At 55.8% G+C, this 16004-nt stretch carries 14 protein-coding genes and 1 pseudogene; 6 read left to right on the top strand and 9 right to left on the bottom strand.

The genetic code is table 11. From position 1 onward, the window contains the following. The coding region (locus tag HX884_RS21745) for a response regulator transcription factor (RefSeq protein ID WP_178328781.1) at window positions 1–425 on the top strand (425 nt) is incomplete at its 5' end. Here the strand turns inward: HX884_RS21745 and HX884_RS21740 are convergent. After that, window positions 404–732: pseudogene (locus HX884_RS21740) on the bottom strand (lysozyme). The gene HX884_RS21745 and the pseudogene HX884_RS21740 overlap by 22 nt on opposite strands. A gap of 71 nt (window positions 733–803) precedes the next feature. Next, the gene (locus HX884_RS21735) at window positions 804–1343 is read right to left on the bottom strand and encodes a GNAT family N-acetyltransferase (RefSeq protein ID WP_013099201.1); all 540 of its coding nucleotides are present in this window, start codon (window positions 1341–1343) and stop codon (window positions 804–806) included. Between the two features lie 148 nt (window positions 1344–1491). Here HX884_RS21735 and HX884_RS21730 point away from each other — a divergent pair, with 148 nt between their 5' ends. Beyond that, window positions 1492–3081 (top strand): STY4199 family HEPN domain-containing protein, encoded by a 1590-nt coding sequence (locus tag HX884_RS21730; RefSeq protein ID WP_178328780.1) that lies wholly within the window; start codon window positions 1492–1494, stop codon window positions 3079–3081. A 492-nt stretch (window positions 3082–3573) separates the two neighbouring features. On the opposite strand, the gene HX884_RS21725 is transcribed toward HX884_RS21730, so the two are convergent. The 3 genes from HX884_RS21725 to HX884_RS21715 all read right to left on the bottom strand — a co-directional run bounded on the left by HX884_RS21725 (window position 3574) and on the right by HX884_RS21715 (window position 7673). Beyond that, window positions 3574–5223 carry an alpha,alpha-trehalase gene (locus tag HX884_RS21725; protein ID WP_013099199.1) on the bottom strand — a complete coding sequence of 550 codons (1650 nt, stop codon included), beginning with the start codon at window positions 5221–5223 and terminating at the stop codon, window positions 3574–3576. Between the two features lie 183 nt (window positions 5224–5406). Next, window positions 5407–6759 (bottom strand): glutathione-disulfide reductase, encoded by a 1353-nt coding sequence (gene gorA / locus HX884_RS21720; protein WP_020687710.1) that lies wholly within the window; start codon window positions 6757–6759, stop codon window positions 5407–5409. A 71-nt stretch (window positions 6760–6830) separates the two neighbouring features. Further along, window positions 6831–7673, bottom strand: a complete 843-nt coding sequence (locus HX884_RS21715; protein WP_029883697.1) for a 23S rRNA (adenine(2030)-N(6))-methyltransferase RlmJ — start codon at window positions 7671–7673, stop codon at window positions 6831–6833. Window positions 7674–7886: 213 nt separating this feature from the next. Between HX884_RS21715 and prlC the strand changes: the two genes are divergently transcribed. Together prlC and rsmJ are read left to right on the top strand one after the other, a co-directional pair. Further along, window positions 7887–9929 (top strand): oligopeptidase A, encoded by a 2043-nt coding sequence (gene prlC / locus HX884_RS21710; RefSeq protein WP_178328779.1) that lies wholly within the window; start codon window positions 7887–7889, stop codon window positions 9927–9929. A gap of 7 nt (window positions 9930–9936) precedes the next feature. Next, entirely contained in the window at window positions 9937–10689 is a 753-nt protein-coding gene (gene rsmJ, locus HX884_RS21705; protein ID WP_032644932.1) for a 16S rRNA (guanine(1516)-N(2))-methyltransferase RsmJ, read from the top strand. A 91-nt stretch (window positions 10690–10780) separates the two neighbouring features. On the opposite strand, the gene uspA is transcribed toward rsmJ, so the two are convergent. Then, complete coding sequence (gene uspA / locus HX884_RS21700) at window positions 10781–11218, bottom strand: universal stress protein UspA (protein ID WP_003861223.1); 438 nt, start codon at window positions 11216–11218, stop codon at window positions 10781–10783. 282 nt (window positions 11219–11500) lie between these two features. Here uspA and uspB point away from each other — a divergent pair, with 282 nt between their 5' ends. After that, window positions 11501–11836: a universal stress protein UspB gene (gene uspB, locus HX884_RS21695; protein WP_003861224.1), complete on the top strand. Its 336-nt coding sequence runs from the start codon at window positions 11501–11503 to the stop codon at window positions 11834–11836. 43 nt (window positions 11837–11879) lie between these two features. Here the strand turns inward: uspB and HX884_RS21690 are convergent, their stop codons facing one another. The 3 genes from HX884_RS21690 to pitA form a co-directional block, all read right to left on the bottom strand. Continuing rightward, window positions 11880–12287, bottom strand: coding sequence for a hypothetical protein (locus HX884_RS21690; protein ID WP_062856189.1), 408 nt, complete (start codon window positions 12285–12287; stop codon window positions 11880–11882). After that, window positions 12265–12654, bottom strand: a complete 390-nt coding sequence (locus HX884_RS21685; protein WP_048972534.1) for a polymorphic toxin type 44 domain-containing protein — start codon at window positions 12652–12654, stop codon at window positions 12265–12267. Before HX884_RS21685 ends, HX884_RS21690 begins: the two co-directional genes overlap by 23 nt. Before the next feature lie 175 nt (window positions 12655–12829). Next, window positions 12830–14329: an inorganic phosphate transporter PitA gene (gene pitA, locus HX884_RS21680; protein ID WP_013099193.1), complete on the bottom strand. Its 1500-nt coding sequence runs from the start codon at window positions 14327–14329 to the stop codon at window positions 12830–12832. A gap of 228 nt (window positions 14330–14557) precedes the next feature. On the opposite strand from pitA, the gene HX884_RS21675 reads away from it, so the two are divergent. Beyond that, complete coding sequence (locus tag HX884_RS21675) at window positions 14558–15760, top strand: NAD(P)/FAD-dependent oxidoreductase (RefSeq protein WP_044159598.1); 1203 nt, start codon at window positions 14558–14560, stop codon at window positions 15758–15760. The last annotated feature ends 244 nt before the right edge of the window (window positions 15761–16004 follow it).

Genomic DNA, 16004 nt, shown 5'->3' with positions numbered 1-16004 from the left:
CACAACCCGCTACGGGGGAGACTTACCCGAAATCTGATTTATTCAACAAAGCCGTGATGGTGCTGACGAAAAAAGAGACCCGATGGGCTGAACAGATGTTTCAGCGCAACGTGAAGGCGATTATTCCCCGTAATGCCAGTCCCGAGCGGTTTGCCGCAGTGCTGGATTCGGTCTCCCGGGGGATGGTCTGTTTTCCCGGCGAATGGCTTGCGCAGCAGGCGTCACACCAGGCATTGTTATCCTTAAGCGAGCGCCAGCGTGAAGTGCTCAAGTTACTGGCCGCCGGGGAGTCTAATAAAGAGATTGGCCGCACGCTCAATATCAGTGCGGCAACGGTAAAGGCCCATCTGGAGTCACTTTTCCGGCGGCTGGATGTAAAAAATCGCACGCAGGCGGCAATGTGCTATACCCGGCTCACCGCCTGAGCGATGGCGTTTATCGGACACGGTGTGTCACTAAAACTGAACATTAACGCAACACCAGCGCATCGTGCTGGTGTTGCGTTAATGGCTGGGCGATATTTTCCTGAATTAACGTCTCATAAATCTGAATATCGTTATCTAACAAGCGCTCTGCTTCAGCAACGGTAATAAGACCATGGAACTTCTCCCATTGCTGAATAACGTGACCATACCCAATAACCTCAGTACCGTGCTCATCACGGTATTTTTCCAGAGACAGCCCTTGCTGTTTTTTAATTAATTCAACGGCAGCAGAAGATAGCTTCAACATGGTATTTTCATCTTTCAGACACTACTGTAGAGGAAATACGGCACGAGACATATCCGCCAAATGGCCGTTGCTCAGCTGATATTTTCCAGATAGTCGCGCTGTAATAAACCGAATAGCCAGTCATTATGCCAGCGGCCGCCAAGGTAATAGCTCTCACGCAGCTCACCCTCCAGCCGGAAGCGGGCTTTTTCCAGCAGACGCCGGGAGGCGATATTCCCTGCCGTGACGGTGGCGGTGAGGCGGCGGATCCCCCCCTGGTGGAAGGCATAATCACAGAGTGCCTGCAGGGATTCAAAGCCGTAGCCTTTTCCCTGGGCCGCGGGGGCGAAAAGGAAACCGACTTCGGCGCAATCTGCTTCGTGGTGTTGGTAGCCGGTCACCCCCAGCGGAGTCTGGCTGGCGTTATCGCGAACCACGAGGCAGAGCCAGTGCATGCAGCCGGGCGTCCATGGCGTCAGTCGGGAGTCGAAGGCCTCACGAATGTCCGCCACAGTGCGATCCTGCGCGACAAAGCGCATCACATCCGGGTCTTGCTGTAGCGCCAGAAAAAAGGGCCAGTCATCTTCCTGTAACGGCGAGCAGATAAGACGCGAGGTGGTTAGCTGAGGCATTCAGATTCTCCTGAAACAATATAAATGATTTTAGGACTGTCACTTTATTTCAACAGAAAGTCAGGTATGGTTAAGCGCGTATAAATAAAAAGAAAAACGGCCGTTCCGGGCCCCTTTTGGATGTCTTCGTGGTCTTTTAAGGAAAACAATGACGCTCAGCACATCACACCATAACCGCGAACAGTTTGAACACTGTCTGGCGGTCATTCGTCAGGCCTCTGTGGAAATATTGCTTCTCCTGAATGTACATGTTTCTGAGGGAAAAGATCCACGCTGGTTTCTGGAGCAGCTGGATAGCGCCCGTTTAGGCCTGGGCGGATGGGGGGCCGTGGCGAAGAAGCTCAACCTGAACGATGCCGAGATGTCAGAATTTACCCTGCAACTGCGCCTGTTGCAGCAGCGCGTACCGCAGTATGAAAGCGGGCAGGATGTCAGTGAAAATCAGCTTATTGCGGCAATGCGGTTTGTCACCGCGCTGGAACATCTACGTCTGCAACAGCCTCTTCTCACTTACAGTACCGAGCTGGCGCCGGGCAGCGATCTTGAACAGCAGCAGGCGCACAAGCAGGTGCGTGCAATTGAACTGATGATTAAAGGGCTTATCCAGCAGGCGTGGCCCGATCAGGTCCGTCTGAACAACCACCTGAAGACCCTGTTTAACGCTGACCGCGTGCGGCGCTGGCTGAAGCTTGGCGACATCAACGATGTGCTAAGCGGCATGATGTTCAGCGAGCTGGCCCAGATGCTGGTGGATAAAAAAGAGTACAGCCGCTACTACGCGTCGCTGTTCAGCGATCCGTCCATGCTGACGCTGCTGGTGGAGCCGCGCAAAACGCTGCAAACCTTCCTTGATGACATCCGCCAGATCCGCAACAACCTTACCGTTCAGAAAGCGTTAACCTCGGCGCAAATCCAGTTGCTCGACAACTACTACACCCAGATCACCCGGCCCGTTCAGCGTGCGTTTGAAGAGGGGCGAACCCGCGTCAACCCGGCCGGGATAATGGCGGTGGATGCCAGCGAACTGCATGCTTTCTGGGAAAAAGCACAGAAAAGGGATCGGGTCACCGGCGGGGATTTATTTGAAGTACGTGACACCATCGAAAAACCGACCCAGCGCGCCCCGCGAACGCCAGAACAACGCGAGCAGCTCATCTCCGGCGTGTTATGGGGCGCAGTGGGCGTGATGGTCATCGCGATTGTTGTGGGAGGATTCTGGCTGGTGACCAGCAGCGCGCCAGCAGAGACCGCGGTGGCCGCCACCGAAACGCCTGCGCCGCAGGAGATGCGGGAAACGCCCTCCTCGCGTGAGACGCTGACGCGCATGGGCATTACCTGGGACGAGAATAATTTCCGCTCGGCCATCAACCGAAATGACACCCGCATCGCGCAGCTCTTTTTGCAGGGTGGAATGGACTGGAAGCTGTCATGGACCGAAGAGGCGATGTCATCCAACCATGACGACGTGCTGGAGCTGATGTTGCGCTACCGACAGCACATGGTGGAAGAGAAGCCGTGCCGCCGGTTTATCAATACGCTCACCCATGCCATGGCGAATGGCGAATCGCTGACATCCCTGCGTAAACAGTACCTGAAATCGTTTTGTACCGTCCCGGCCGTGGTGAAACGCCAGCAGCACGATTTGGATATGGCGACGCGCCGCGCCGAGTCACAGCCGAATGCCAGCACAAAAAAATGGCAGGCTATTCAGTCTGCCATTTATGAGGTGATCCGCTAACCATTTCTCCCTCTCCCTGTGGGCTGAGGGATCCCCAGTAATTTTTTACCGAAAGCGATGAATGTTTCTTCAGGAAAATGAAGGGCTTACAGCGAATCCCTGGTCCGGCTGTAAATCGCTGAGGCGTTTCCTGCAGGCCGGGGCGAGGCGCATGGATGCGCCGAGAGGGCGGCTTTACAGGGACGTTACATCCGCCCGTCCCCGATAAGCCGGAAGGAATAAGCCGAAGGCACCGCGAAGCGGCGATTTACCGCCGGGAGCCCGGGTCGCCAGGGTGGTGGCGACTGAGCCACCCTGGCACGTTCACAAGTCATGCCGTTACAGAGTAGCAAGGAACATAAAGTGAACGGAATGACCTCCACAGCCGTATGTTCCCCCTCACCCCTGCCCTCTCCCCAAGGGAGAGGGGGCCGTCTGTGCAGGCATTATTTTATGGGGATCCCTCAGCCCTTTGGGAGAGGGGCGGGGTGAGGGCACCAGACCGCACCCCACTCAAGGCTCCCCATACAATCCAATCAACCGCCGTACCACGCCATTCGTCCAGCCAAAGCCATCCTGCAATGGATACTCACCGCCGCCCCCTTCGCGTGGGGTACTGCTGGCGATGTGATACTTCTCAATCAGCTTATGGTGAGTCTTATAAAAATGATTCACCGTATGCAGCCAGCTCCAGGCGATCTCATCGCCCAGTGAGTCGTTGCCGTACTGCTTGAAGCCCTGAATGGCCATCCACTGCAGCGGTGCCCAGCCATTGGGTTTATCCCACTGCTCGCCGGTTTCGTACTCGGTCGCCAGGATACCGCCCGGAGTGAGCAGACGTGATTTAACCGCATCAGACAAGCGTTCTGCCTGCTCATGGGTCGCCATTCCGACATACAGCGGCACAATGCTCGCCGCAGAGAACAGCGCCATATTTTCCCGACGCCAGTCGTAATCGCGGTAGCAGCCATTCTCTTCATCCCACAGGTAGCGGTTCACCGCTGCCCGGCGATCGCTGGCTTTCTGGCGGAACAGGTCAGCCGTCTCCTTATCTCCTTTCGACGCCGAGATATTGGCGATAGCGCTTTCCAGCTTGAACAGGAAGGCGTTCAGGTCGATAGGGATAAACTGCGTGGTGCGAATGCTGGCCAGTCGGCCCGGTTCGCGCAGCCAGCGGGAGGAGTAATCCCAGCCGGAGGCCGCCCCTGCACGCAGATCGCGATACACCTCATTGGGTGGTCGACCGGAATGGCGGGCCGTCTCCACGTCCTCAATCCACGATTCGTCGCGCGGAGTGTCACGGTCATCCCAGTAGCGGTTCAGCAATGAGCCATCCGGCATACGCACCGCGCTGCGATAGGCCTGATTCAGCAGTAGCGACTCCGCGCCGTCCATCCAGAAGGCGTGCTCCATTTTGAGGTGCTCAAGGTAGCGCTTCGCACCGCGCACCCCGTCCTCTTCAAACAGCTCCACCATCAGGGCAAAGACCGGCGGCTGGGAGCGGCTGAGGTAGTAGGTTCGGTTGCCGTTCGGGATATGGCCGTAACGCTCGATCAGCCACGCGAAGTTATCCGCCATACACTTCAGCAGATCGTTACGGCCGCTCTCGGCCAGCCCCAGCATCGAGAAGTAGGAATCCCAGTAGTAGGTCTCGCTGAATCGTCCGCCGGGGACGATATAGGCCTGCGGCAGAGCTAGCAGGGAAGACCAGGGGATATGGTCCTGCGGCTCGCGCGTCAGCACGGGCCACAGGCTGTCGATATGCTCTTTAAGCGACAGCCCCGGGTCGGACACATACTCCGTGCTATAGGTCTCGGGCAGCCAGAAGTGATTCTCCACGAACTGGCGCAGGTCGAAATCCCGGTGACGTCGCACCTTACGATAGCGGATCAAAATATCCAGCGGATCCATCTTCGGCGCGCAGTCGGGAAAGGTTTTGCTATCCGCAAACAGCCTTGTTGACTGCACATGTTCGAACAGCTCAAGGTAACGGTCAGCGGGGGTCAGGGCATCGGAGGCGGGTAGCCCCTCGATCATTTCTGGCTCCGGCTCCGCCTCAATCATCTCATCCAGTTTCAACTCGCAGGGATCGGTCTCGTAGCGCAGCTCTTCTGCGATCTCGAACGCGATGTTCTCGTTAGCCTGTAGTTTCTGGTTGAACATAATGATAAGGACCTCCGGTTAGGTGTTCTTGAAGACAGGTTTATCCGGGCGTCTTATAAGCGTAGACATTCGCTTCGGTAGATGGGGAGGAATATGTGCGGTAGATCACTCTTTTCGGAGCATTCGTTTTGCAACGATTTGTGAATGTAAAAAAGAATGCCCCTCAGTGGAGGGGCATCAGGACTAGCGCATGGTCACAAACTCTTCGGCCGCGGTCGGGTGGATCGCCACGGTGTTATCGAAGTCTTTCTTCGTCGCGCCCATCTTCAGCGCCACTGCAAAGCCCTGCAGGATCTCATCCATGCCAAAGCCAATGCCGTGGATACCGACAATCTTCTCTTCCGGGCCCACGCAGACCAGCTTCATGCGGCACGGCTGACGGTGCGAGGTGACGGCGGTATACATTGCGGTAAACGCAGATTTATACACTTTCACCTGATCGTCGCCATACTGCTCGCGCGCCTGCGGCTCGGTTAAACCGACGGTGCCGATAGGCGGGTGGCTGAAGACCACGGTCGGGATGTTGCTGTAATCCAGGTGCTCATCCGGCTTGTTGTTGAACAGACGCTCGGAAAGGCGACGCCCCGCCGCAACGGCCACCGGGGTCAGTTCAACGGCACCGGTGTTATCGCCCACCGCGTAAATGCCCGGTACGCTGGTGTTCTGGAATTTATCGACGACGATATAGCCTTTTTCATCGGTTTTCACGCCGGTTACGGCCAGGTTGAAGTTGTCATTCGCCGGTTCACGGCCAATCGCCCAGATCAGGCAGTCGACGGTCTGGCTGCGGCCATCTTCCAGCTCCAGGGTCAGGCTGCCGTCTGCATTTTTAATCACCGCTTTTGGCACGGCGTTGGTATGCAGGGTTGGACCTTCGGTGTTCATCACTTCTACTAAGGTGTCGACGATCAGCGGATCAAAGCTGCGCAGCGGCGCATGTTTACGCACGAACAGGTGCGCTTCAGCGCCCAGACCGTTAATCACACCGGCCAGCTCGACCGCGATATAACCCGCGCCCACCACCGCAACGCGCTCTGGCAGGGCTGGCAGCTCGAAGAAACCGTCGGAGTCGATGCCGTATTCGGCACCCGGGATGTTCGGGTGGCTCGGACGGCCGCCGGTAGCGATCAGGATATGATCGGCAGTGATCGTCTCCCCGTTCACTTCGATCGTTTTCGCGTCCACAAAGCGGGCGAAGCCGTGGATCACATCTACGTTGTTCTTACCCAGCACGTTATCGTACGAGGTGTGAATGCGGTCGATGTAGGCGGTACGGCTGGCGATCAGCTTCTCCCAGTCGAAGTGGTTGATCGTGGTGTCAAAGCCGTAATCCGGGCCATACATATGGATGGCTTCACGGATTTGCGCCGCATGCCACATCACCTTTTTCGGTACACAACCCACGTTGACGCAGGTGCCGCCCAGCGCTTTGGCTTCAATCAGCGCACACTTCTGGCCATACATGGCCGCACGGTTGATGGAGGCGATGCCGCCGCTACCGCCGCCGATTGCGATGTAGTCATAATGCTTAGTCATAGCTTTTATCCTTAATCGTGAATTGCCGCGATTGTATACCTGAAATCAATAGTTTCCACCGATGGCTGCGATTACTCTGGCACAATCCAGCTGACGGTGGCGTGACCTGTCCCGGCAGGTACCAGCGTTTTATGCAGCCACGGCAGAACGTTGTTCATCTGCGCTTCGAGCTTCCATGGCGGGTTAATGACAATCATGCCGGAGGCGGTCATGCCGCGCTGGTCGCTGTCCGGACGGACGGCCAGCTCAATCTGCAAGATTTTGCGGATGCCGGTCGCTTCCAGATCTTTGATCATGCGCTTGATCTGCGCGCGCAGGACCACCGGGTACCACAGGGCGTAGGTGCCGGTCGCAAAACGTTTGTAACCTTCGTTAATGCCGGTGACCACCGCCTGATAGTCGGTTTTGATTTCGTATGGCGGGTCGATCAGCACCAGGCCGCGACGGGAGACCGGCGGCAGTTTGGCTTTCAGCTGCAGGTAGCCATCGGCTTTGTCCACGCGGGCGCGGCTGTCTTTCTGAAACTCAGAACGCAGCAGCGGGAAATCGCTTGGGTGCAGCTCGGTCAACTGCAGGCTGTCCTGCTCACGCAGCAGCTGACGGGCAATCAATGGCGAGCCCGGGTAGTAGCGCAACTGGCCGTTGCGGTTGAAATGATTCACCACACCAATGTACGGTTCCAGTTCGGCAGGCAGATCGTCCTGCTGCCAGATACGGGCGATCCCTTCGAGATATTCACCGGTACGCTCGGCGTGTTCGCCGCTCAGCTGATAGCGGCCCGCGCCCGCGTGGGTGTCCAGATAAAGAAACGGCTTCTCTTTCTCTTTGAGTGATTCGATGATCAGGCTCTGAACGGTGTGTTTGAGGACGTCGGCGTGGTTGCCTGCGTGAAAGCTGTGGCGATAACTGAGCATGGATGAATGTGTTCCGGGTAGTCAACGTAGGCCCGATAAGCGTAGCGCCATCGGGCTAAAATAGAGCGTATCGCCACAGTATACAGAAAAGTTTCCACGGCCGCGAAAGCGCAACGCCCGGCATTGAAATCCTCTACACTTAACCCCATTACTGAACCATATGCACAGCGCCGGATGTGCGCTTCATTCATCAAATTCAACAGGACAGCGTTTATGACCAATCCATTACTGACGCCTTTTTCGTTGCCACCGTTTTCTAAAATCCTCCCTGAGCATGTGGTTCCAGCCGTTACGCAAGCGCTGGACAACTGCCGCGCGGCGGTAGAAAGCGTGGTCGCGCAGGGCGGGCCGTACACCTGGGAAAATCTGTGTCAGCCGCTGGCCGAAGTGGATGACGTGCTGGGGCGTATCTTCTCCCCGGTAAGCCACCTCAACTCGGTAAAAAACAGCCCGGAGCTGCGTGAAGCCTACGAACAAACCCTGCCGCTGCTCTCCGAGTACAGCACCTGGGTCGGCCAGCACGAAGGGCTCTACAAGGCGTATCGCGATCTGCGCGACGGCGACCACTATGCTGAACTGAACACCGCGCAGAAAAAATCCGTCGATAACGCCCTGCGTGATTTCGAGCTTTCCGGGATTGGCCTGCCAAAAGAGAAGCAGGTTCGCTACGGCGAAATCGCGGCGCGCCTGTCTGAGCTGGGTAACCAGTACAGCAACAACGTGCTCGACGCCACCATGGGATGGACGAAGCTGATTACCGACGAAGCAGAGCTGGCGGGTATGCCGGAAAGCGCACTGGCGGCGGCAAAAGCCCAGGCCGAAGCGAAAGAGCAGGAAGGTTTCCTGTTAACGCTGGATATCCCGAGCTACCTGCCGGTGATGACCTACTGCGACAACCAGGCATTGCGTGAAGAGATGTACCGCGCCTACAGCACCCGCGCCTCCGATCAGGGGCCGAATGCCGGTAAGTGGGATAACAGCCCGGTGATGGCGGAAATCCTCGCCCTGCGTCACGAGCTGGCACAGCTGCTGGGCTTTGACAGCTACGCGGACAAATCCCTCGCCACCAAAATGGCCGAGAACCCGCAGCAGGTGCTCGATTTCCTGACCGATCTGGCGAAACGCGCCCGTCCTCAGGGTGAAAAAGAGCTGGCCCAGCTGCGCGCCTTCGCCAAAGCGGAGTTCGGCGTGGATGAGCTGCAGCCGTGGGACATCGCGTATTACAGCGAAAAACAGAAGCAGCACCTCTACAGCATCAGCGACGAGCAGCTGCGCCCGTACTTCCCGGAAAACAAAGCCGTTAACGGCCTGTTCGAAGTGGTGAAACGCATCTACGGCATCACCGCCAAAGAACGTACTGATATCGACGTCTGGCACCCGGACGTGCGCTTCTTCGAGCTGTATGACGAGAAAAACGAACTGCGCGGCAGCTTCTACCTCGATCTCTACGCGCGTGAGAACAAGCGCGGCGGGGCGTGGATGGATGACTGCGTCGGCCAGATGCGTAAAGCCGACGGTTCCCTGCAGAAGCCTGTCGCTTACCTGACCTGTAACTTCAACCGTCCGGTGAGCGGCAAGCCTGCGCTCTTCACCCACGACGAAGTGATCACCCTGTTCCATGAGTTCGGTCACGGTCTGCACCATATGCTGACCCGCATTGAAACCGCAGGCGTGGCCGGTATTAGCGGTGTGCCGTGGGATGCGGTCGAGCTGCCGAGCCAGTTTATGGAAAACTGGTGCTGGGAGCCGGACGCGCTGGCGTTTATCTCCGGCCACTACGAGACCGGTGAACCGCTGCCGAAAGAACTGCTGGATAAAATGCTGGCAGCCAAGAACTACCAGGCGGCAATGTTTATTCTGCGCCAGCTGGAGTTCGGCCTGTTCGACTTCCGCCTGCACGCCGAGTTTAGCCCGGAGCAGGGGGCAAAAATCCTCGAAACCCTGGCCGAGATTAAAAAGCAGGTTGCGGTTATTCCAGGGCCAACCTGGGGTCGCTTCCCGCACGCGTTCAGCCACATCTTCGCGGGCGGCTATGCGGCAGGTTATTACAGCTACCTGTGGGCCGATGTCCTGGCGGCGGATGCTTTCTCTCGCTTTGAAGAAGAGGGGATTTTTAACCGTGAAACCGGTCAGTCGTTCCTCGATAACATCCTGACCCGCGGCGGCTCAGAAGAGCCGATGGAGCTGTTCAAACGCTTCCGTGGCCGCGAGCCGCAGCTGGATGCGATGCTTGAGCATTACGGGATCAAAGGCTGATTGCTACGTGAAGATCTGCTTAGTGGATGAAACAGGCGCCGGAGACGGCGCCTTATCTGTTCTGGCCGCCCGTTGGGGGCTGGAGCACGATGAAGAAAACCTGATGGCGCTGGTGATGACGCCAGAGCATCTCGAATTACGTAAACGCGACGAACCGAAACTCGGCGGGATTTTTGTCGATTTTGTCGGGGGCGCGATGGCGCACCGGCGCAAGTTTGGCGGCGGCCGCGGTGAGGCTGTTGCAAAAGCCGTCGGCATCAAAGGGAGCTATCTTCCGGATGTGGTGGATGCCACGGCGGGGCTGGGGCGCGATGCGTTTGTGCTGGCGTCTGTCGGCTGCCGCGTGCGGATGCTGGAGCGCAACCCGGTGGTGGCCGCGTTGCTGGATGACGGCCTGACTCGTGGTTACGCGGACCCGGAAATCGGCCCGTGGTTGCAGGAACGTTTACAGCTGATCCACGCCTCCAGCCTGACGGCGTTGACCGATATCACCCCGCGCCCGCAGGTGGTCTATCTCGATCCGATGTTCCCGCATAAGCAGAAAAGCGCGCTGGTGAAAAAAGAGATGCGGGTGTTTCAGTCGCTGGTGGGGCCGGATCTGGATGCGGACGGCCTGCTTGAGCCTGCCCGTCAGCTTGCAACGAAGCGGGTGGTGGTGAAACGCCCGGACTACGCGCCGCCGCTGGCGGACGTTGCGACGACCAACGCGGTGACCACCAAAGGGCACCGGTTTGATATTTATTCGGGTACGCCGGAATAAAAAAGCCGGGTGGCGGCTTCGCCTTACCCGGCCTACGTTCAGTGCCATTTGTAGGCCCGGTAAGCGTTAGCGCCACCGGGCTTTTTTGCACTTACTCGTCTTCTTCGTCACGCAGCGGAACAATCAGCATATCCACGTGAACGGTATTGATGAGCTGACGCGCTGAGGACATCAGCTTGCTCCAGAAGTCCTGGTGATGACCGCAAACCACCAGGTCCATATCGTATTTCTTAATCGCATCGACCAGCACCTGGCCCAGATCGCCGCTACCGCTTAAGGTTTCAGTGATCGGGTAACCTGCGTTGGTGGACAGCTCGCTCAGGGCGTGGTGTGTCTCTTCGGAGATGCGTTTTTGCATATCGCCGAGATTCACGTCGATCAGACCGGTATAAAGGTCGGAGTAATTCACATCAACGTGAATCAGCGAAACTTTCGCGTTGTAAGGGCGTGCCATGGATACTGCTTTATCAACCAGCACTTTGCTCTCCGGGGAGAGGTCTACCGCGATGAGAATGTGTTTGTAAGCCATAGTGTTACTCCTTCCTTAAGTTATCGATGACTAAACAGAAAGCCGTCGTCTGATGCTTTCATTACGGCCCAGTTAAACATATTTTTCAAGCTTTGGTGTTGATAACGATTAACCTTGTGGCAAAAAAATTAACGGATCTCCTACACTATTTAATGAACCGTTCGGATATTAAAACGCGAACCGGATCGACTTTTGGTCATTCTTTCACTGAACTGTCTGTCAGGGCATTGGGGTGCGGTAGCTCAGAAGCCTTGCTTCGTGGGCGGACGCCGGGGAGGATGTATGATTAGCACCGTCGCATTGTTTTGGGCGTTATGCGTAGTTTGCATAGTGAATATGGCGCGCTACTTCTCATCGTTACGTGCGCTGTTAGTGGTACTTCGTGGTTGCGATCCGTTGCTTTATCAGTATGTGGACGGTGGAGGGTTCTTCACCTCGCATGGACAGCCCAGCAAACAGATGCGCCTGGTCGGGTATATCTACTACCAGCGCTACCGGGATCATCACGATGAAGAGTTTATCCGCCGCTGCGAGCGCCTGCGTCGCCAGTTCATTTTGACCAGCGCCCTGTGTGGCCTGGTCGTCGTCAGTATGATTGCCTTAATGATTTGGCACTGAGTATTACAGCAGGCGGGGTAAGCCCCGCCTTCTTTCATCTGGCTCAGGGCTTAACTGAGAACCGGAGATCGGTGATATTGTTCTCAATCGAAATAACCTTCCCGCTATAGGCAATTTTCACTTCCCCGCTTGTATCAATACTGGCTGAGGTAATCGTGCCTGTACCTTCGATGATCGGATACTTCATAGCAAGCTGATGGATAATGTCAGTATCTTTCCCTGAGAGCGCCCCCGAGAGGTAGTAACGGTAGATTGTTGGTACGGTTGTGCCACCCTGATTGTTCACGGTCATATAGAGCCAGACGCTATCGGATAATTTATAAACGCGCTGTAGCTCATCGCTTTTTCGCTGATTGGGCTGATGGTTTAACCAGAGAAATCCAATGACCAGAGCCAGAAGCGAAACGGTAACAAGGCGATGAGTCCATTTAATAGCCGTTTTGAATGGCATACTCGATTCCTTCTCTGATGTTGCGTTGGTCCGTTGGGTCGTCTCCGTAAGGCGGCTTTTCGTACCATTTTCCCCATTTCGGTTTTGAGGTACCTGCCCGGCCTTGAGCCCAGCCTGCCCCCATAAGAAGGATGGTTGCAGGGATACCTGCCGCAGTACCGGCGGCTCCGAAGTTGAAGTTACCAAATGCAGCAAAATATGGGTCGAATTTTTTATAATCCCAGGGCCCGCCATTTCGGACTTTTTGATAGAACCAATAATACGTTGAGGGCGTGGCCATATTGCGTGACATTCCATTAAGGCGTGCCTCACGCATATTGTTCGCTATAACGATTGAACCCGGTCCTGAAATAGGGACAGAAGCCATACATTCTCCTTTGTCTGGATGTTTCTTCTGGTCGCCATGATAGTTTTTTTTGTGTTTTGAACTTGAGCAAAAAATGTTCAGAAAATCCTCATGTTATCTAATACCTCATGACAAATAGCAGCCATAAAAAAAGCGGGTCAGTTTCCTGACCCGCTTTTTTGTAGCCTTCAGCCAATTAAATCAGCTTCAGCGCAATCCAGTACAACCCACCCGAGAGCAGGATAGACGCCGGAAGCGTAAACACCCAGGCCATCAGAATGTTGGTCACGGTTTTGCGTTGCAGACCGCCGCCATCAACAATCATGGTACCTGCCACGGACGAAGAGAGTACGTGGGTGGTGGAGACCGGCATACCGGTGTAGCTTGCCAGACCGATAGAGACCGCCGCCGTCATCTGCGCGGACATGCCCTGCGCATAGGTCATGCCTTTCTTACCGATCTTCTCGCCGATGGTGGTTGCCACACGACGCCAGCCAATCATCGTACCGATACCCAGTGCCAGCGCGACAGCCATGATGATCCAGATTGGCGCGTACTCAATGGTGTTGAGCATATCGCTTTTCAGTTTCTTCAGCAGACGCTTGTCGTCAGCATTCACGTCTGGCAGCTTCGCGACTTTGTCGGTCACGTCAGAGATGCAGAGCATAATGCGACGCAGCTGACCACGCTGTTCAACGGCCAGTTTGTCGTAGCTTTCGATATCGCCCAGCATGCCTTTTGCACGTTCCAGCGCGTTAATCGCGTTTGCCGGGTGGCAGTGGAACTCGCCCGGGGCGGTGGTCGCACCCGCTTCAGGAGACGGGATCAGCTGGTCAACGCCGGTCGCTTTTTTCAGCAGTTCAGGGTGCTGCTGGAAATAGGTTTCAACGTTATTGACCGCATCACGGGTACGGGTGATTTCATAACCGGAGGCATTCATGTTAACCACGAAGCCCGCCGGTGCAACGCCAATCAGAACCAGCATCACCAGACCGATGCCTTTCTGCCCGTCGTTCGCGCCGTGAGAGAAGGCCACGCCGATGGCGGAAATGATCAGGGCGATACGCGTCCAGAATGGTGGCTTTTTCTTGCCGTCTTTCTTCTCACGCTCTGCTGGCGTCAGGTGGATACGCGCACGTTTTTTCGTGTTGCTCCAGTAGCGACGCAGGATGAAAATCAATCCACCCGCAACCACCAGGCCGACGATAGGGGAGATGATCAGAGAACCGAAAATACCCAGTACTTTAGGCAGGTTAAGCGCATCAACAACCGAGGTGCCGGTCATCAGGGCGTTGGTTAACCCGATACCGATAATGGCACCGATGAGGGTGTGAGAACTGGATGCAGGCAGGCCGAAATACCAGGTACCGAGGTTCCAGATAATTGCAGCAAGCAGCATTGAGAACACCATAGCGAGGCCATGGCCAGAACTTACGTTAAGCAGCAGATCCGTTGGCAGCATATGCACAATGGCATACGCAACGCTCAGTCCGCCCAGAAGGACACCAAAAAAGTTAAATACCGCCGCCATAACGACCGCCAGTTGCGATCGCATTGCGCGAGTGTAGATAACCGTTGCTACTGCGTTTGCAGTGTCGTGGAAGCCGTTGATCGCTTCGTAAAACAGTACAAAAACCAGAGCAAGCAATAATAAAAGCCCGGTATGTAAATCCAGGCCGGCAAACAAATGTAGCATAGGACGTTACGCCATTTTGAGGACATGAACGCGGCGCATTATCCAGGACAAATGCGCGGCGGGCAAAGTGAAATATAGACTTTTTTTGACATACCACCTGATTTGGGAAAAGTGCCTGAAAGGATATTCTTTAAATTTCAATGAAATGGCTTTGTAATATCTTTTTACGCTGGTGTGACCACAGAGGAAACTTTACAATCCGCGGCAGTGAACAAAGAGGGTTTTGACGTGGAAAGGTTTGATGCCGTGGTAATTGGCGCCGGTGCGGCGGGTATGTTTTGTGCGGCGATGGCCGGACAGGCGGGTCGTCGCGTGCTGCTGCTGGATAACGGTAAAAAGCCTGGGCGCAAGATCCTGATGTCTGGCGGCGGGCGCTGCAACTTTACGAACCTGTATGTCGAACCTGCGGCCTATCTGAGCCAGAACCGCCATTTTTGTAAATCTGCGCTGGCGCGTTATACCCAGTGGGATTTTATCGATCTTGTGGGTAAGCACGGTATCGCGTGGCATGAGAAGACGCTGGGACAGCTGTTCTGCGACGACTCCGCGCAGCAGATTGTCGATATGCTGGTGGCCGAGTGCGAGAAGGGCGGCGTGGTAATGCGCCTGCGTACAGAGGTGCTGGACGTATCCCGCGACGAGCAGGGCTATACGCTGCAGCTCAACGGCGAAAGCGTCAGCGCCGATAACCTGGTCATTGCCAGCGGCGGTCTGTCGATGCCGGGGCTGGGCGCCTCGCCGTTCGGCTACAAAATTGCCGAGCAGTTTGGCCTGAAGGTGCTGCCAACGCGTGCGGGACTGGTTCCTTTTACTCTGCACAAACCGCTTCTGGAACAGCTTCAGACGCTTTCTGGCGTTTCTGTTCCTTCCGTTATTACCGCCGAAGACGGAACGGTGTTCCGCGAAAACTTGCTCTTTACCCACCGCGGCCTCTCCGGCCCGGCGGTGCTGCAAATCTCCAGCTACTGGCAGCCGGGCGAGTTCGTCACGGTTAACCTGCTGCCGGAGTGCGATCTGGATGCGTTCCTCAATGAACAGCGTGCGGCGCACCCGAATCAGAGCCTGAAAAATACCCTGGCGATGCAGTTGCCGAAGCGTCTGGTAGAGTGTTTGCAGGGGTTAGGGCAGATCCCGGATGTTTCCCTTAAGCAGCTTAACAGCCGCGAGCAGGAGACGCTGGTAGAGACCCTGACAAACTGGCGCGTGCAGCCCAACGGCACCGAAGGCTACCGCACGGCGGAGGTCACGCTGGGCGGTGTCGACACGAATGAGCTCTCCTCTCGCACGATGGAGGCACGCAACGTGCCGGGCCTCTACTTCATCGGTGAAGTGATGGATGTGACCGGCTGGCTGGGCGGGTATAACTTCCAGTGGGCGTGGGCCAGTGCCTGGGCGTGTGCGCAGGCGCTGGCAGATGTCCGAGGACAATAAAGTTGTACACAAAGCACTAAAGTTGTAACCATTCTCAAAAAACGACGCTAATGTTGTATACTTACTGAATGTGTGGTTATAGGGTTGGAGACTATAAAATGCACATATAGGTACGTATCAATGTCGTTTTTAGGGTACGATCATGGCTAGGGGTAGGCGTCTCAAATCCTATTTGGATTATGAAAATGCGCTAGGGAAGGTGCGAACAAGTTCCTGATATGAGATCATCATATTCATCCGGAGC

Source organism: Enterobacter sp. SECR19-1250, assembly GCF_013391025.1.
Classification (GTDB): Bacteria; Pseudomonadota; Gammaproteobacteria; order Enterobacterales; family Enterobacteriaceae; genus Enterobacter; species Enterobacter cloacae.
This window is presented reverse-complemented; position numbering and strand designations above follow the sequence as displayed.